The organism is Providencia sp. (genome assembly GCF_052096715.1).
Lineage (GTDB): Bacteria > Pseudomonadota > Gammaproteobacteria > Enterobacterales > Enterobacteriaceae > Providencia.
This window is the reverse complement of the sequence record NZ_JBQDNB010000030.1, coordinates 1-17,283: the sequence shown is the minus strand read 5'-3', so window position 1 is coordinate 17,283 and position 17,283 is coordinate 1. Positions and strand designations below refer to the sequence as shown.

The following is a 17,283-nucleotide window of genomic DNA, read 5'->3' as shown; positions in this document are numbered from 1 at the left end:
ACCCTACCACACCATTTTTAACTTGAAGCCGATAAATAACACCTAAATTAGGGGCTGATTCCGTCATTAGAACCCAACAAAGCATTAAATAATAGCAGCGTAAAAAAGTGACGTTACGAAGAGGGAAATAACATTGTTTCACCAAAAGTATTTTCATCCGTCTAGTCTGCAAAGCAGGGAATATTTATGAGTGCCGCATCTAAAGATACGGGAGAGGCCAAAACAGGTTTTGCCTCAATTGTTGAGAGTATAAAAGCCAATCCTAAAATACCGTTAATTATTGCCGGTGCTGCAGCGATATCGATTGTTGTCGCCCTTCTTCTCTGGTTACGCAGCCCTGACTATCGCGTACTGCTTAGCAATTTGAGTGCTAAAGACGGTGGCGAAATTGTAAGTCAGTTGACTCAGATGAATGTACCATATCAAATTGCTGATAATGGTAGTGCCATTTTGGTTCCCGCGGATAAAGTCCATGAATTACGCCTAAAATTGGCACAAACGGGTTTACCTAAAGGTGGTAATACCGGATTTGAGTTACTTGATAAAGAACAGTTTGGTATTAGTCAGTTTAGTGAACAAATTAACTACCAACGTGCTTTAGAAGGTGAATTATCTCGTACAATTGAATCACTTAGCCCAGTACAAAGTGCTCGGGTACATTTAGCTATTCCCAAACCGACTCTTTTTGTTCGTGAACAAAAATTACCAACAGCGTCAGTCACCGTCGGCTTATTACCTGGCAGAATGCTTGATGAAGGTCAAATCAACGCTATCGTACATATGGTGTCAAGCAGCGTAACGGGTCTGACAGCCGCTAACGTGATTATTGTTGATCAGACAGGTCGTTTGCTAACGAATAATGATAATAGCCAGCAATCCGCGAACAACGCGCAAATCAAAATGACAAAAGAGATGGAGTCACATCTCAAACAACGCATTGAAGATATTTTGTCACCATTAGTCGGTCGTGCAAATATTCATGCACAAGTTACCGCCCAAATGGATTTCTCTAAAGTTGAACAAACTTCCGAAGAATATAAGCCAAATCAAAAACCTGATGATGCCGCTATCCGTTCGCGCCAAAACAGCCAAAGTACGCAAAATAGCAACGGCGGTCCAGGCGGTGTTCCGGGTGCACTATCCAACCAACCTGCTAGTGCGCCTAATGCTCCAATAGAAACCAATAAAGATAATAAAGACACACAGCAAACCGCTAACACGCGTAATACGACAGTTAACTCGCAAAGCGATGAAACGACGAATTACGAAGTGGATCGCAAAATTAGTCACACCCAGCGACAAATCGGCGTGGTTGATAGGCTTTCTGTCGCCGTTATCGTTAATTATCATTCTCAGCAAGGTGAAAGTGGTCCAGAAATGAAACCATTGCCACCAGAAATGATGAAACAAATTGATGCATTAACCCGTGAAGCGATGGGCTACTCTGCTAACAGAGGCGATTCAATCAACATTACAAACTCATTATTTACCGATGAGTCACCGATTGAAGCTGAGCCATCGATGCTGGATAACCCGCAGTTGATCGCCCAAGCCTTGGATTATGGAAAAATTCTGCTGATTGCCATTATTGCTTGGTTTATGTGGCGCTTTGGTATTAAACCTCAATGGGTTAAATACCGTAAAACACAACAAGCACAAGCGGATGCCGATGTTTTTGTCGCGACACAGAAAATTGCACCATTCGTCGTAGAAGAAGAAATTGATGAAGAGATGGATGAGAAAACACGTCGTCGTCTGACTCGTCAACGTGTGAGTGCTGAAATTCAAAGTCAACGTATTCGTGAAATGGCCGAAAAAGACCCACAAGTGGTGGCTATGGTTATCCGTCAGTGGTTAGGAAAATCGCAATGAGTTTAAGTGGAACAGAAAAAAGCGCCGTAATGCTAATGACTCTCGGCGAAGATCAGGCTGCGGAAGTATTTAAGCATCTGAATCCAAAAGAAGTTCAACAATTGAGTATGGCGGTGTCTAACATGCGCCAAATCTCCAACAATGAACTGGCGGAAGTGTTAACCGAATTTGAAGAATCAGCCATTCAGTTTGCAGCATTGAATATCAACACTAACGATTACCTACGTTCAGTGTTGATCAAAGCACTTGGCGAAGAACGCGCATCAAGCTTGCTCGAGGATATTTTCGAAAAACAAGAAACCACTTCAGGTATCGAAAGCCTCAACTATATGGAACCGCAAACCGTTGCCGATATCATTCGTGATGAACATCCGCAAATCATCGCAACCATATTGGTTCACTTAAAACGTAACCTTGCAGCCGATGTTTTAGAGTTATTTGAAGAGCGTCAACGCAATGACATTATGCTACGTATCGCAACCTTTGGTGGCGTACAGCCAGCGGCATTAGCAGAGCTGACTGAAGTTCTTAATAACTTGCTTGATGGCCAAAATCTCAAACGCAGCAAAATGGGCGGCGTAAGAACCGCGGCAGAAATTATCAACTTGATGAAAAATCAGCAAGAAGAAAGCGTTATCGATGCAATGCGTGATTACGATGGTGAGCTGGCTCAGCGTATCATTGATGAAATGTTCCTATTCGAAAATCTTATCGAAGTGGACAACCGCAGCATTCAGCGTGTTCTACAAGATGTTTCTACCGATTCGTTGGTTATTGCCCTCAAAGGCAGCAATCAAGCGCTGCGCGACCATTTCCTCAACAATATGGCCGCACGTGCAGCCGAAATTGTTCGCGACGATTTGGAATCTCGTTCACCAGTGCGTATGTCACAAGTGGAAAGCGAGCAGAAAGCCATCCTACAAGTGGTTCGCCGTTTAGTCGAAAAAGGCGAAATTGCGATAGGTGGTGGAGACGATGTCTATGTCTAAGTCAACAAAATCAAACGAACAATGGCAGCCTTGGCAACTACGTGAGCTTAATCAATGGGAGCTTAATTCCTCAGGAATTCCTTCATTAAGTAATGTACCTGAGCCAGATGTGCCTAAGATCCCCTGTCTTGAGCCAAAAGAGGTGTTAGAGCAAATTAATTTGCTGGATAACATCAAAGCAGAGGCTCAGCGCACGGGCTTTCAGCAAGGTCATGAAAAGGGCCAACAAGAGGGTTATCAAGCCGGTTTTGAGCAAGGCCTACGAGCAGGAGAAGAACAAGGTCGCGAGCAAGCGCTCGCCCTGCAACAGCCCGTTATCGAAACTTGGCAAAAATTGCTGTCTGAGTTTAATTATTCTCTAGATACCTTTGATACGGTAGTGACCACCAAGCTGCTGCAAATTGCATTAACTGCGGCTAAGCAAGTTTTGGGCCAATCTACCGTTTGTGATGGTACTGCATTACTTGAAGAAATCAGTAACCTATTACAACAAAAACCTGTCTTCAGTGGTCAGCCTGAATTGCATGTTAATCCAAATCATTTTGAGTTGATTGAACAGCACCTTGGCTCACTGCTGAATCTTAATAATTGGCGTCTAGTGGCTGATCCAAAATTGCATATTGGTGGTTGCCGTGTTGTCGCTGAAGATGGCGAAATTGACATGACCGTTGCCACTCGTTGGCAAGAACTGTGCCGGTTATATGCACCGGAGAGCTTATCATGACCGCTCGATTAGGGCGCTGGATTGCAGCACTCGATGGTTTTGAATCTCGAATGAAAGGCATCCCAATGGTGCGCCAATACGGCCGCCTGACTAAAATCACCGGATTGGTGATGGAAGCCGAGGGCATCAAAATGCCCTTGGGCGCCACCTGTTTTATCGAGCGTTCTATGAATGGCGGTACTGATGAGGTCATTTGTGAAGTTGTCGGCTTCAATGGCCCTCGCATGTTATTAATGCCATTAGCCGATTTAGAAGGTATTGCGCCCGGGGCACGTGTTTATGCACAATCTACTGGTGATGAAGGACAAACTAGCCGTTTATTACCTCTGGGTAATGAGCTGCTCGGCCGCGTGCTAGATGCACAAGGTAATCCCCTTGATGGTAAAGGCGTACTCGAAGTTAAAACACGCGCTCCGCTAATTACTCCACCTATCAACCCATTAGAACGATCGCCAATTAATAGCGTACTCGATGTTGGTGTCCGCGCCATTAATGCCTTACTCACCGTCGGTCGTGGCCAGCGCATGGGTTTATTTGCTGGTTCTGGCGTCGGTAAAAGTGTGCTTCTCGGTATGATGGCGCGCTTTACTCAAGCCGATATTATTGTGGTTGGATTAATTGGCGAACGTGGCCGAGAAGTTAAAGACTTTATTGAAAATATTCTAGGTGCCGAAGGCTTAAAGCGCGCCGTTGTCGTCGCGGCGCCTGCGGATGTTTCCCCACTATTGCGCATGCAGGGGGCATCCTATGCTACACGTATTGCTGAATATTTTCGCGACCTCGGTATGAGTGTTCTATTAATTATGGACTCACTTACCCGCTACAGTATGGCGCAGCGTGAAATTGCATTAGCTGTCGGTGAACCGCCTGCCACCAAGGGATATCCACCTTCTGTTTTCGCCAAACTTCCGGCCTTAGTTGAACGAGCGGGTAATGGTAAAAATGGCGGCTCAATCACGGCATTTTATACCGTATTGACCGAAGGGGATGATCAGCAAGACCCTATAGCTGACTCTGCTCGCGCTATTCTTGATGGCCACATTGTGCTTTCTCGTTCTTTGGCTGAATCAGGACATTATCCTGCGATTGATGTTGAGGCTTCCATCAGTCGCGCAATGACTGAATTAATCACCAAAGACCATTATCGTAAAATTCAACGCTTTAAACAGCTGACATCAAGTTACCAACGCAACCGAGATTTAATTAACGTCGGTGCTTACGCAATGGGAACCGATCCTTTACTTGATTCAGCCATTCAGTATTACCCACGTATGTCTAAATTTTTACAGCAAGATATTGATGAACGTTGTGATTATCAAACAGCTTGTGAGCAACTTATACAGGTTGTTCCAAGTGAATAGCGAGGGGATAAATGTCAAATAACAATGCCTTAGCCACATTATTAAGCTTAGCTGAAAAAGCCTCCGAAGAGGCGGCGAAAGTATTGGCACAGGTACGTCAAACTCATACGCAAATGAGCCAACAACTCAATATGTTGGAAAATTATCAGTCAGAGTACCGACAAAAACTAAATCAAACTCTGCACGCTGGAATGGCGTCTGACAAATGGCAAAATTATCAACAATTTCTAGTGACTCTAGAGCTCACCATTGAACAGCAACAACAGCAACTGACTATGTGGGAGCAACGAGTTAACGACGCCAACCGCCATTGGCAAGAAAAACAACAACGAGTCAACGCGTTTGATACCTTAATTCAACGCGCAGAACATACCGAATGCCAACGTCAAAATCGTTTAGAGCAAAAACAGATGGATGAATTTGCCCAACGAGCGACTTTACGGAGAATCCAATAAATGGATGTCAACGCGAACTTACTGCCTACTGCTTCACCAGCTAATACTGCTAAAAATATCAATTCGCAAAAAAATGAAACACATACTGATGAAAATCAAGCTACTGCGTTGCCATTTCAAGCCGTATTAGAGAGCCAACAACCCGCGCCTAAAAATACACAAGCGGATGCTTCCACAAAAACGCCAAATGATGAAAATGGACTGAATAAGCAAATTGTCTCGGATAAGCTCGCTGAATCAAAAACTGAGGCAACTTCGCAACCGCCAATAACCAAAGAAAGTGCTGAAAATACCCTTGATCAGCTCAATTTCAGTCGTAATTTGCGCGCTGATAACGGGTTAGCAATAGACAGCACACAAACTGCACTGAAAGCCGAGCTTCTGACAGGTAAGCAAGAGGGTGAACAAGCGTGGCAAGATAATTTAAAGTTATCTTTAACCGATCGCATACAGACTACATCTACGACAACTATCACTACAGATAAGCAAACAACCCTCGGTGTATTCACCCAGAAGATGCAACCGTTGAATGATGATATACAAAATGCCTCACAAACTGATGGTAAGCATTTAATTGGCTCACAGTTGGAATTAGCGGACGAAGAAAAAACGCCAACTTTGGGTGTATTTATCAAAAATGAAAAAGATGAACGCCGCGATCAGCCACTTTTTTCGCTAGATAATCATCGTGATATCACCACTAAAAAATTAACTGAAGACTTTGCGCCTCTGAATAAAAAAGTTGTCGATAAAGAACCGTTATCGAGCCTACAAACTATCGTATCAGACAGTATCAATAGTGGTGCAAAAGGCGCATTTACAATCCAAAGTGAAACTGGGGCTTTTGCTAGCTCACAAACTCACCAAGCAACAACACAAGCCATTAGCATGATGCCTACGCAGTCAACGGCACAAGCAGCGGCGATGAATGCGCCAATGGCTCCACCCACTTTGCATCTCAATAGCCAATTGGGAAGTGAAGCTTGGCAACAACAGCTAAGCCAACATATGCTATTTTTCTCACGCCAAGGTATTTCACAGGCTCAGATTCGTTTACACCCCGAAGAACTCGGTTCCCTGAATGTTCATTTGCGTATTGAAGACAACCAAGCTGTGATGCATTTCGTTTCACCTCATAGTCATGTGCGCGCCATTATGGAGTCTATGATGCCTGTTTTGCGCAGTGCATTGCAGGAAAGTGGCATTAACTTAGCACAAGGCTCGGTTGGGCAAGATAATTTCAATCAACAATCCGATTCCCAACAGCAAAACGCCACCCATCATGATGGAAAAATTACGGCGACGCATTCAACGGCCGGTGCCGTCGGGATCAGTGAGGCGAGTGCAATCAATTCCGTTAATAACAATACGGCTCGCCAAGGTGGCATCAACACTTTCGCATAATTAATAAACAAATGGCGGTGATTTTATAACTGAAGCCCAGAGTTACCGCCTTTTTGTTTCGTTTTTCACTCCTTTAACTCTACGCAAGCAAGCCATAATGCTAGAGATCATAAAGTAAAAACCCATTTGGGTTTGGCATCTAAGAAACAGGAATTCAGCTAACATGTCGTCTTCACGCAATGAATCTAAGAGTTCGAATAAAGGGTTGATCATACTGTTCGCCCTTCTCGCCCTAGCCGGTGCTGGTTTTGGTGGTTATAGCTGGTGGATGACACAACAAGAGGCTCATGTCACAAATGAAGACGAAAAACGTCCTAATATGCCTCAACCGATTTTTATGGAGCTGGAACCTTTTACCGTTAACCTGCCAGGGTTAAGCGACGCACCAGATCGCGTGCTCTATATCCATATCACCTTGCGTCTTGCGAATGAGAAATCACGTAAACAACTTCATGAATATATCCCTGAAGTACGTAGCCGTATATTGCTTCTGCTTTCAGAACAACAATCTAAAATAATGAGCACTCATGAAGGCAAGCTGAAATTGATGAAAGAAATTAAGGGTACGCTAACTCCTGCTTTGATCCCCGGAGATACCGATCAGGATATTTCCGATGTGCTATTTACTACTTTTATTCTGCGATAATTCTAATGAGCGATAATATTTTATCTCAGGCTCAAATTGATGCGCTACTGAATGATGATGCGCCATCAACCAATACGCCTGCTCCCGAGCATCAAGGAAAAGATAATATCCGACCATATGACCCGAATACTCAACGTCGAGTTATTCGGGAGCGGATGCAATCCCTTGAAATCATTAATGAACGCTTTGCTCGTCAATTCCGTATGGGCTTATTTAATATGTTACGCCGTAGCCCAGATATTACGGTCGGTGGCATTAAAATCGAGCCATATCATGAATTTGCTCGAAATCTACCCGTACCCACAAACTTAAACTTAATTCACATGCCACCTTTACGTGGTACTGCCTTGTTCACATTTGAACCCGCGCTAGTTTATATCGCTGTGGATAATTTATTTGGCGGAGATGGTCGGTTCCCTGTCCGTTCAGAAGGCAAAGAGTTTACTAATACCGAACAGCGTATTATCAATCGAATGCTTAAATTAGCCTTAAATGCTTATCGCGATGCATGGAAGCCAATTGCCGATATCGAAGTTGAATATGTTCGTTCTGAAATTCAAGTTAAGTTTACCAATATCACCACGTCACCGAATGACATTGTCGTTACAACGCCGTTTTTAGTCGAAATTGGTAACACTGTGGGTGAATTCAGTATTTGTATTCCGATTGCCATGATTGAGCCACTGCGTGAGCGTTTAATTAATCCCCCAGTGGAGCAAGGACATCAAGAAAATGAAGCTTGGGTCACCAATTTAGTCACTCAAGTGAAACGTTCTGAACTTGAACTCGTCGCTAATTTTGTCGATATTCCGCTACGAATTTCCCGATTACTGCAACTCCAAAAAGGGGATGTTATCCCTATAGATAAGCCAGACCGCCTGATGGTGAATGTCGATGGCGTGCCGGTATTGACCAGTCAATACGGAACCCAAAATGGCCAATATGCGTTGCGCGTAGAACATTTGATTAACCCTGTTTTAAACACTCTAGATGAGGAAAGTACCAATGAGTGAGGCGAAGAATTCTTCTGATGCATCAACCAATCAAGACACTGAAGACCTGTGGGCTGAAGCACTAGAACTGCAAAAAAAAGCGGAATCCGCCGCCTCAGGTGCGCAAGCCTTTGATAGCTTTGATGGGCAAAATCCACTCAATCAGTTATCTGATATCAATCTGATTATGGATATTCCCGTTCGCCTTTCGGTGGAATTGGGTCGCACTAAAATGACTATCAAAAAATTACTGAGTCTATCTCAAGGCTCGGTCGTGTCTCTGGATGGTTTAGCTGGTGAGCCTTTGGATATTCTGATCAATGGTTACTTAATCGCTCAAGGTGAAGTGGTCGTGGTTTCGGATAATTATGGTATTCGAATTACTGACATCATCACGCCATCTGAACGTATGCGCCGCTTAAGTCGCTAAGCTAATAAACAGGTGAATAACTGAATATGACATTACCGACTGAAACTCAACAGACGCCGAACAACGCGCCATTTTTATCTAGCACTATCATGCCAAGTGAACCTGCTGCGCCGGCTATCAATCATAATGATAGTTTGATACAAATTTCGGGGTCTCTTGGCGGTATTATTTTATTGATACTTGTCGGCGCTTGGTTGGTTAAAAAATTAGGCTTTGCACCCAAAAAAATGGGTAAAAACCAAATTATTAATGTTAAAGGCAGTTGTTCACTGGGTAATAAAGAGCGCGTTGTCGTGATTGAAGTTAATAATGAATATTTAGTGCTCGGCGTTACGGCTCAGACCGTCAATTTGTTGCATCAATACCCTGCTCAATCAGAAAATGAATTTGATGCACAATTAGAGCCACTCACGTTTCAATCTTTATTAAATAAAAAACAAGATGCCGCCAAAAAAGCGGCTTCGGTTGTACCTATTTATAAGTAACCGGAAGCGCACATGTTATCTTTAAAACCGACCGCGGTTATTGCTGCGCTCTTGTTTATTCTGCCCAACAGCGCTTTCGCAGCGCTACCCGCAGTTATCAGCCATACGCTCGCTGATGGTGGCCAAACATGGTCATTGCCTGTACAAACACTGCTATTTTTAACACTACTTGGTTTTATCCCTGCATTACTATTAATGATGACCAGTTTCACCCGTATCATTATTGTGCTGGGATTATTGCGAAATGCGCTAGGTACCCCTTCTGCACCACCCAACCAAGTGCTGCTAGGATTAGCTCTGTTCCTCACCTTTTTTGTGATGTCCCCCGTGGCAGATCAGGTTTACCGTGAGGCATATCAACCTTTTAGTGAAGATAAAATTAGCCTTGAAATCGCCTTAGAGAAAGGAACTGCGCCGTTTAGAACCTTTATGTTAGGGCAAACTCGTGAGTCAGACTTAGCATTGTTCGCACGTATCGCCAAAATTGGTGATATTCAAGAAGCTAAAGATGTTCCGATGCGAATTTTAGTACCTGCGTTTATTACCAGTGAGCTAAAAACAGCATTTCAGATCGGTTTTACCATTTTTATTCCTTTTCTGATCATCGACCTCGTTGTCGCCAGTGTTCTGATGGCGTTAGGTATGATGATGGTGCCACCTGCAACTGTTTCGTTGCCATTTAAATTAATGCTATTTGTACTGGTTGATGGCTGGCAATTGTTGCTTGGTTCATTATCGCAAAGCTTTTTTAATTAGGAATTATTATGACACCTGAATCCGTTATGGCGATGGGCACTGAAGCAATGAAGATTGCGCTAATGCTAGCGGCACCTTTACTGCTAGCCGCCCTTGCTGCTGGTTTGATTATCAGTTTGCTACAAGCCGCGACTCAGGTTAATGAGATGACGTTGTCATTTATTCCTAAAATATTATCTGTAATTTCGGTATTAATTATCGCTGGCCCTTGGATGCTAAACTTGCTCACTGACTATATACGCGCCTTATTTACTAATCTGCCGTTTATAATTGGTTAGCAATGTTAACCATCACCAGTGAAACACTCACACTGTGGCTTAGCCAAGGTTTTTACCCTTTCATACGCCTTTTGGCGCTGTTTGGTACAGCGCCATTTTTTAATGAAAAACAATCAGTAACTAAAGTTCGCGTCATGCTAGCGTTCTTTATTGTTTTGATTGTATCGCCGCAACTTCCCGTGGTTAATATTCCACTGTTTTCTGCTATGGGTTTATGGGTGATTGTTCAGCAAATGGTGATTGGTGTCGCTATGGGATTAACGATGCAAATGGCTTTTGCTGCTGTACGCCATGCGGGTGAAGTGATTGGCTTGCAGATGGGATTATCTTTTGCGACCTTTTTTGACCCGACTGGCGGCCCTAACATGCCGATTCTAGGCCGTATTTTAAATCTTATTACACTATTACTTTTTCTCGCCTTTGACGGCCATTTATGGCTAATTTATATTTTAGTTAGTTCTTTTGACCTACTACCGATTCAAACGGCTCCTTTAAATCGAGATGGTTTTTGGGTCTTTGTACAATTCGCTAATACCATATTTATCAATGGATTAATGCTGGCATTGCCCTTTATTATTTTATTTTTAATCCTCAACCTTGCCCTCGGTATATTAAACCGCATGACCCCGCAACTCTCCGTATTTGTCGTCGGTTTCCCCCTCACCCTGACAATTGGCATCAGTATGTTAGGCGTGCTTATTTCCATTCTCCCCAGCTACACAGAACGTCTTATTAGCCAAGCCTTCGAGCAACTATCACTGATGTTTAATTTATTTGTTTGATGGTTTTTGACAACGGTTATCTATTGCATATTTAAAATACGCACTCAAGCGCTGTAAAAACAATTTGAAATTTTCAAAGTAGATTTAAGCACCAGATATGTGGTACTTGGGATCGTCGTGGCTGTATCAGGCGGTAAGCTCGGCGGCTTAACAGCATGGGACTTATAAGAAACAAAAAAACAAGGTTAACTAAGCAGACACTTAAACGGAATTACGCTATCCTATTTGCCTTAAGGATAATTCAAAAGGATTAGTGACATGTCAGAGAAAGACTCTCCCGAAATTGATGAATGCCAGCATGTTTCATATCATCTCCCTACATGGAATAAAGAAGGAAGATGCAGTTGGGTTGACCTTCAACTCCAACATAAGTCGCTTAATGCACAAGCAAAATGCATTGTTCCGCCCACAAAAGTTATTCCGGTTATTTTTATTCCTGGGATTATGGGGACTAATCTTAAAGATAAAAATAATAAACCAGTTTGGCGAGCAGACAAGTTTATGGGAGTGGATACGCTATATCTCGCTACGTCTACTGGAGAAAGAAGGCGGCAACTTTTAAATGTGGAATCTACTTTCGTTGACAATAAAGGTAAGTATATTCAGAGTGATAATTCTTCGTTTGTTAATAATAAAAAAGATAATACATCATTTAGTGATGATGGATATATGTTACCTAAAAGAAAAGAACGCGGTTGGGGAGAGGCGCTTTTTTTAAGTTATGGGACTTTTCTTGATGTGCTTCAATCGGCGTTGCTTGATGACTGGCAACAAGACATGTTTAACATAAAGAGAAGGGATAAAACCAAGTCTCTTCAATATAAAGGTGATAAATCAACTGGGGTATTAAGACAACTCGTTAATAACTCGATAGGTGGAACCAATGAAGCCTTATTGACTGAAGATGAGTTAAATCACTTTGAACATTTTTTATTTTCTGTTCATGTGTATGGCTATAATTGGCTTGAAGATAATGCGATTTCTGCGGCTAATCTTACGAAGTATATTGATAACGTTTTAGAGACTTATAAATATCAACATGGGTATGGTTTGGCTATTGAAAAAGTCATTATTCTAACCCATTCAATGGGCGGACTGATTGCCCGTTATGCCATGAATCCCCCAGAAGGCACATTTCAAGGGTGCCAAGATAAAGTGTTAGGTGTGGTACATGGCGTTATTCCTGATTTAGGTTCACCTGCTGCTTATCGGCGAATGAAGGTAGGTGCAGCGCAAGAAGGTATGGCCGGAAAAGTATTAGGTGCTACTGCAAAGGAATTGATGTCAGTATTAGCGTTTGCACCTGCCCCCTTGCAACTTCTCCCTTACCCTAAATATAAATGCTCATGGCTCACCATCGAAAGTGCTGGCAGCTATCCTGCCACCGTTGATGTTACCACGGGCAAATTTGATCCTTTTAACGACATTTATTTGCGCAAGGATGTGTGGTGGCGATTATACGAGCCAGATATTCTAGATAAAAATCCAAGCGATATTAACAATAATTGGAAGCAATATTTTAACTTGATGAAAGATAATATTAAAATATTTATGGAACATCAGGAAAAAAGACAATATCACCCAAATACCTACGTTTTTTACGGTACTGAAGTCAAATCAGATAACACGCTGACGTGGTCAACGGAAAAGGTCGTTCCATTGAAGGTAAGACCAAAACGTCCTTTAGTTTTTAATCCCGAAAATAACCAGCGAATTGTGTATTCCGGAGGGAATGAGACGAATAATGCCTTAGGGTTATGGGATGGCAGTTCTTATCAATATACTCAATTTCGATTGGTCTCTTCTCAAGGTGCAGGAGATGGCACTGTCCCTGTCGAATCACTGGTTGATATTATTAATAGTGCGTCAGTTAAAAGTAGTTTGGCAACCAATGTCGACCATCAAAACGCCTACGCAGTAGATAGTCTGGGTGATATTAGAAATCGGAATGCTATACGATTTACGCTAAGAGCGATAGTGAAGATGGTGCAAGAGGTCGATATTCGTGCGGCTGATTAATCGAAATATCATCGCCCTTATTGGGATAATGGCGTGTATTGGGGGAAGTTTGACAAAAACACTCGCACATACCGAATTGACAGACAAGGAAAATACAGTGATAGAAACATTATTTAAAAAAACAAAACCTCAGTGTATTGGGCGCTACGTGATTGATGTGCCAGAGTCATTTAATAATCAACTCCGCGATAGCATCGCTATAGGGGATTTTAAAATAGAGAGCAAGTTTATTTATCCTCCCGCGTTTAAACAGCGCATTACGTTACGTGAAGCTAAATTAAGAGAATGGAAAACAAGCACAGAAAACGCACCTATGCTAAAAGAGGTTATTCAATTACCGGATGGTAAAGGCGTTATTTTTGATAGAAATAAACCAACATCAAATGATGCATACCGAATATTAGAAGCTCATGTCTATGTGAATCATGTAGCCTTTATCATTACAGCGAATATATTAGATTTGTCTGCACCTAAATATGAGAAGGAAAAAATATCTTATGAAAAGGCAGGTTTTTCAGAATATGAAATGAATGATAAGCCAACAAAACTAGCCGCCATGCAGTCGTTAATATCTCGGCTGAGTGGTCGTTTAGATCATGAAATCCCAATGGAAAAAGGCGTTTGTATTCCGAATGGCTTTATTTTAGATGATGGAGAAATACCAAAGCAGGATATTTCTTTTGTTTATGAAAATGATGAATTATTGCTTTCCGTTGAATCTGATAATCGTTTTGCGGGCTCAAATGATACGTTATTAAGTCGAAGTGCGGGAATCAATGAGGCTATACGCAACAACAATAGAAAAACGATCAAGAACGGAAATTTATCACCCAGTAATATCCCGTCACAAGAATGGTTAGTGAAAGGTGAACAAGAGGTTTATTCTGAAGAGGAAAATAAAGATATCCCTCATATAGCGTATTATGACTTTTATTTCTATGCTAATGAAAATAAGGGGTCATTAACGATCCCAATATTACTCATTGGGATGCATAACACGAGTAAATTCACATCGTACAGTGAGGCTGAAATGGTGAAAATCTGGGATCGAATCATCGGCTCTCTACGTTATAAACCGAATGCCTTTTGATGTTCGCCTGAGCGATAGTGATTATGTCGTTATTGCTCAGATTTAACATAAACAAGTTAAACCAATTCATCACTGTAGCTCCAATTTAGTAATATCACTTTTTAAGGTATCAAAAATTAAACCTTTTGTTTCGATAAAAATAATAAATCTGTTTGGTGAGCTAATAAGTTTATGGGAATAGAGACACTGTATCTCGCCGCGTCTACTGGAAAATTAAAACGACAACTTTTAAATGTAGATCCTACGCTTGTTGATAATTGAGGTAAGTATATTCGTGCAGCTAATTAGTTTTCATAAACGAAGTCTCATCACCCTTATTGGGATAATGGCGTGTATCTGTTTGAGTTTGACAAAAACACTCGCACATACCGAATTGATAGACAAGGAAAAGACAGTGATAGAGACATTATTTAAAAAAACAAAACCTCAGTGTATCAGTCGTTATGTTATTGATGTCCCTGAATCGTTTAACAATCAACTGAGAGATAATATTTACATTGATGACTTTAAAATAGAAAGTAAGTTCATCTATCCGCCTGCGTTTAAACAACGTATTGAGTTACGCGAAAAAGAACTTCTAGATGCGATTAATCGCCCTGGAAATAATATTAAGGATGCCCCATACCTTAAAGAGGTTATTCAATTACCAGATAGTAAGGGCGTTATCTTTGATCGGAACAAACCAGCTTCGGATGATGCGTATAGAGTGTTAGAGGCACATGTGTATGTTAATCATATCGCGTTTATTATTACTACTGATATCCGAGACTTTTCTGATAAAAAACATGAAAAAAGAAAAGCGAGTTTTTTAGCACGAGGTGGAACAGAACTTAAATCAAATCAAAAACATTCTCAATTAGCAGCCATGCGTTCGCTTATTTCTCGGCTAAGTGGTCGATTAGATCATGATATTCCCACAGAAAAAGGTATCTGTATTCCTAATGGTTTTATTTTAGATGATGAAGACAAGCATCAACAGAGAGTTACCGTTCTCTATGAAAACGCTGACTTATTTTTATCTTTGGAGTTTGATAATCGCTATTTAGGATCAAATGATACGCTATTAAATCGAGATAAAGATATTAATGAGGCGATAAACCAGCAAGGATATCAGACGATTAAAAAAGGCAATCTATCGCCTAACGGTATTCCATCACAAGAATGGCTAGTTACTGGAAAACAGGAAGTTTATTCTGAGGTCGAAAATAAAAGGATACCTAATTTACCGTATTTTGATTTTCAGTTTTTTGCTAATGAAGCAACGGCAACTAGCATCATCCCCAAATTAGATATTGGTATACATAATCAAAATAAATTTACATCGTACAATGATACTCAAATGGTCGAGATTTGGGATCGCATTGTCGGTTCTCTACGTTATAAACCAAATGCTTTTTGATGTTCGCCTGAGCGATAGTGATTATGTCGTTATTGCTCAGATTTAACATAAACAAGTTAAACCAATTCATCACTGTAGCTCCAATTTAGTAATATCACTTTTTAAGGTATCAAAAATTAAACCTTTTGTTTCGATAAAAATAATAAATCTGTTTGGTGAGCTAATAAGTTTATGGGAATAGAGACACTGTATCTCGCCGCGTCTACTGGAAAATTAAAACGACAACTTTTAAATGTAGATCCTACGCTTGTTGATAATTGAGGTAAGTATATTCGTGCAGCTAATTAGTTTTCATAAACGAAGTCTCATCACCCTTATTGGGATAATGGCGTGTATCTGTTTGAGTTTGACAAAAACACTCGCACATACCGAATTGACAGACAAGGAAAAGATAGTGATAGAGACATTATTTAAAAAAACAAAACCTCAATGTATTGGGCGCTACGTGATTGATGTGCCAGAGTCATTTAATAATCAACTCCGCGATAGCATCGCTATAGGGGATTTTAAAATAGAGAGTAAGTTTATTTATCCTCCCGCGTTTAAACAGCGTATTAGGTTACGTGAAGAGGAGTTAAGAGAATGGAAGCAAAGTACAAAAAATTCACCGGCTCTTAAAGAAGTTATTGAATTGCCCGATGGTAAAGGTGTTATTTTTGATAGAAATATTCCAGGAGTAAGTGATTTAAGTCGTATTTTAGAAGCTCATGTTTATACTGATCATGTTGCTTTTATTATTACTATCGAAATACTTGACCTATCGGATCCTAAATATTCGAACAGAAAAAAAGTATATGAAAAGGCAGGTTTTTCAGAATATGAAATGAATGATAAGCCAACAAAACTAGCCGCCATGCAGTCATTAATTTCTCGGCTGAGTGGTCGTTTAGATCATGAAATCCCAATGGAAAAAGGCGTTTGCATTCCGAATGGTTTTATTTTAGATGATAGAGAAATACCAAAGCAGGATATTTCTTTTGTTTACGATACGGGCGATTTTATGCTCTCTGTTGAGTCGGATAATCGTTTTGCAGGCTCCAGTGATACGTTATTAAGTCGTAGCGCAGGTATGAATGAAGCAATACGTCAACATAATCGAGAAACGATCAAGAACGGAAATTTATCACCCAGTAATATCCCGTCACAAGAATGGCTAGTGAAAGGCCAGCAAGAAGTTTATTCGGAAGCGGAAAATAAAAGGATCCCTAATTTACCGTATTATTTCTTTACGTTTTACGCTAATGAAGCCAAGGGCTCTTTAACTATTCCTAAATTACACATTCTTATGCACAATCAAGAACAATTCACTTCATACAGTGAGGCTGAAATGGTCGAAATTTGGGATCGCATTGTCAGTTCTCTACGTTATAAACCAAATGCTTTTTGATGTTCGCCTGAGCGATAGTGATTATGTCGTTATTGCTCAGATTTAACATAACGGGCTCTATTAGGTAGCAAAAAACTATTCTATTATTTTAATACTATTTAATTTAAGTTATATTTCTGAACATAACCTAAATTAAACGGACGTACTATGAGTCAGGATGAACAAAAAGAAAATATCCAACACCGTTTTTGTGAGTTTGACGATAAGAAACGCG

Annotated in this window: 17 protein-coding genes; all 17 read left to right on the top strand. The window is 41.0% G+C overall.

Annotated features, from left to right (window positions below; genetic code table 11):
- Positions 1-186 precede the first annotated feature (186 nt).
- The 17 genes from fliF to ACTH6U_RS17925 all read left to right on the top strand — a co-directional run bounded on the left by fliF (position 187) and on the right by ACTH6U_RS17925 (position 17,069).
- Positions 187-1,872 (top strand): flagellar basal-body MS-ring/collar protein FliF, encoded by a 1,686-nt coding sequence (gene fliF, locus ACTH6U_RS18005; protein WP_336430848.1) that lies wholly within the window; start codon positions 187-189, stop codon positions 1,870-1,872.
- Entirely contained in the window at positions 1,869-2,861 is a 993-nt protein-coding gene (fliG, locus tag ACTH6U_RS18000) for a flagellar motor switch protein FliG (RefSeq protein WP_294107748.1), read from the top strand. Before fliF ends, fliG begins: the two co-directional genes overlap by 4 nt.
- A complete protein-coding gene (gene fliH / locus ACTH6U_RS17995) occupies positions 2,854-3,585 on the top strand; it encodes a flagellar assembly protein FliH (RefSeq protein WP_336430849.1) in 732 nt (243 codons plus the stop codon). The genes fliG and fliH overlap by 8 nt, the downstream gene beginning before the upstream one ends.
- Entirely contained in the window at positions 3,582-4,946 is a 1,365-nt protein-coding gene (gene fliI / locus ACTH6U_RS17990) for a flagellar protein export ATPase FliI (RefSeq protein ID WP_294107752.1), read from the top strand. Before fliH ends, fliI begins: the two co-directional genes overlap by 4 nt.
- Positions 4,947-4,957: 11 nt before the next feature.
- A complete protein-coding gene (gene fliJ / locus ACTH6U_RS17985; RefSeq protein WP_294107754.1) occupies positions 4,958-5,401 on the top strand; it encodes a flagellar export protein FliJ in 444 nt (147 codons plus the stop codon).
- Complete coding sequence (locus ACTH6U_RS17980; protein ID WP_441832826.1) at positions 5,402-6,805, top strand: flagellar hook-length control protein FliK; 1,404 nt, start codon at positions 5,402-5,404, stop codon at positions 6,803-6,805. It abuts the gene before it with no gap.
- A gap of 163 nt (positions 6,806-6,968) precedes the next feature.
- The gene (fliL, locus tag ACTH6U_RS17975; protein ID WP_294107757.1) at positions 6,969-7,451 is read left to right on the top strand and encodes a flagellar basal body-associated protein FliL; all 483 of its coding nucleotides are present in this window, start codon (positions 6,969-6,971) and stop codon (positions 7,449-7,451) included.
- Positions 7,452-7,456: 5 nt separating this feature from the next.
- Entirely contained in the window at positions 7,457-8,464 is a 1,008-nt protein-coding gene (gene fliM / locus ACTH6U_RS17970; protein ID WP_336430850.1) for a flagellar motor switch protein FliM, read from the top strand.
- The gene (fliN, locus tag ACTH6U_RS17965) at positions 8,457-8,873 is read left to right on the top strand and encodes a flagellar motor switch protein FliN (protein ID WP_294107759.1); all 417 of its coding nucleotides are present in this window, start codon (positions 8,457-8,459) and stop codon (positions 8,871-8,873) included. The genes fliM and fliN overlap by 8 nt, the downstream gene beginning before the upstream one ends.
- Positions 8,874-8,899: 26 nt before the next feature.
- The gene (fliO, locus tag ACTH6U_RS17960; RefSeq protein ID WP_441832825.1) at positions 8,900-9,358 is read left to right on the top strand and encodes a flagellar biosynthetic protein FliO; all 459 of its coding nucleotides are present in this window, start codon (positions 8,900-8,902) and stop codon (positions 9,356-9,358) included.
- Positions 9,359-9,370: 12 nt separating this feature from the next.
- Positions 9,371-10,114 carry a flagellar type III secretion system pore protein FliP gene (gene fliP, locus ACTH6U_RS17955; protein WP_294107763.1) on the top strand — a complete coding sequence of 248 codons (744 nt, stop codon included), beginning with the start codon at positions 9,371-9,373 and terminating at the stop codon, positions 10,112-10,114.
- Between the two features lie 8 nt (positions 10,115-10,122).
- Positions 10,123-10,392 carry a flagellar biosynthesis protein FliQ gene (gene fliQ / locus ACTH6U_RS17950; RefSeq protein ID WP_294107765.1) on the top strand — a complete coding sequence of 90 codons (270 nt, stop codon included), beginning with the start codon at positions 10,123-10,125 and terminating at the stop codon, positions 10,390-10,392.
- A gap of 2 nt (positions 10,393-10,394) precedes the next feature.
- Complete coding sequence (fliR, locus tag ACTH6U_RS17945) at positions 10,395-11,174, top strand: flagellar biosynthetic protein FliR (protein WP_336430851.1); 780 nt, start codon at positions 10,395-10,397, stop codon at positions 11,172-11,174.
- 258 nt (positions 11,175-11,432) lie between these two features.
- The gene (locus ACTH6U_RS17940; RefSeq protein WP_441832824.1) at positions 11,433-13,193 is read left to right on the top strand and encodes a lipase family alpha/beta hydrolase; all 1,761 of its coding nucleotides are present in this window, start codon (positions 11,433-11,435) and stop codon (positions 13,191-13,193) included.
- Complete coding sequence (locus ACTH6U_RS17935) at positions 13,180-14,283, top strand: T6SS immunity protein Tli4 family protein (RefSeq protein WP_441832823.1); 1,104 nt, start codon at positions 13,180-13,182, stop codon at positions 14,281-14,283. Before ACTH6U_RS17940 ends, ACTH6U_RS17935 begins: the two co-directional genes overlap by 14 nt.
- A gap of 394 nt (positions 14,284-14,677) precedes the next feature.
- Positions 14,678-15,682, top strand: coding sequence for a T6SS immunity protein Tli4 family protein (locus ACTH6U_RS17930; protein WP_441832822.1), 1,005 nt, complete (start codon positions 14,678-14,680; stop codon positions 15,680-15,682).
- Between the two features lie 394 nt (positions 15,683-16,076).
- The gene (locus ACTH6U_RS17925; RefSeq protein ID WP_441832821.1) at positions 16,077-17,069 is read left to right on the top strand and encodes a T6SS immunity protein Tli4 family protein; all 993 of its coding nucleotides are present in this window, start codon (positions 16,077-16,079) and stop codon (positions 17,067-17,069) included.
- Positions 17,070-17,283 lie beyond the last annotated feature (214 nt).

Coding starts and splice junctions, on each gene's coding strand:
- fliF (WP_336430848.1), top strand. CDS start 187: ATGAGTGCCGCATCTAAAGATACGGGAGAGGCCAAAACAGGTTTTGCC.
- fliG (WP_294107748.1), top strand. CDS start 1,869: ATGAGTTTAAGTGGAACAGAAAAAAGCGCCGTAATGCTAATGACTCTC.
- fliH (WP_336430849.1), top strand. CDS start 2,854: ATGTCTAAGTCAACAAAATCAAACGAACAATGGCAGCCTTGGCAACTA.
- fliI (WP_294107752.1), top strand. CDS start 3,582: ATGACCGCTCGATTAGGGCGCTGGATTGCAGCACTCGATGGTTTTGAA.
- fliJ (WP_294107754.1), top strand. CDS start 4,958: ATGTCAAATAACAATGCCTTAGCCACATTATTAAGCTTAGCTGAAAAA.
- ACTH6U_RS17980 (WP_441832826.1), top strand. CDS start 5,402: ATGGATGTCAACGCGAACTTACTGCCTACTGCTTCACCAGCTAATACT.
- fliL (WP_294107757.1), top strand. CDS start 6,969: ATGTCGTCTTCACGCAATGAATCTAAGAGTTCGAATAAAGGGTTGATC.
- fliM (WP_336430850.1), top strand. CDS start 7,457: ATGAGCGATAATATTTTATCTCAGGCTCAAATTGATGCGCTACTGAAT.
- fliN (WP_294107759.1), top strand. CDS start 8,457: ATGAGTGAGGCGAAGAATTCTTCTGATGCATCAACCAATCAAGACACT.
- fliO (WP_441832825.1), top strand. CDS start 8,900: ATGACATTACCGACTGAAACTCAACAGACGCCGAACAACGCGCCATTT.
- fliP (WP_294107763.1), top strand. CDS start 9,371: ATGTTATCTTTAAAACCGACCGCGGTTATTGCTGCGCTCTTGTTTATT.
- fliQ (WP_294107765.1), top strand. CDS start 10,123: ATGACACCTGAATCCGTTATGGCGATGGGCACTGAAGCAATGAAGATT.
- fliR (WP_336430851.1), top strand. CDS start 10,395: ATGTTAACCATCACCAGTGAAACACTCACACTGTGGCTTAGCCAAGGT.
- ACTH6U_RS17940 (WP_441832824.1), top strand. CDS start 11,433: ATGTCAGAGAAAGACTCTCCCGAAATTGATGAATGCCAGCATGTTTCA.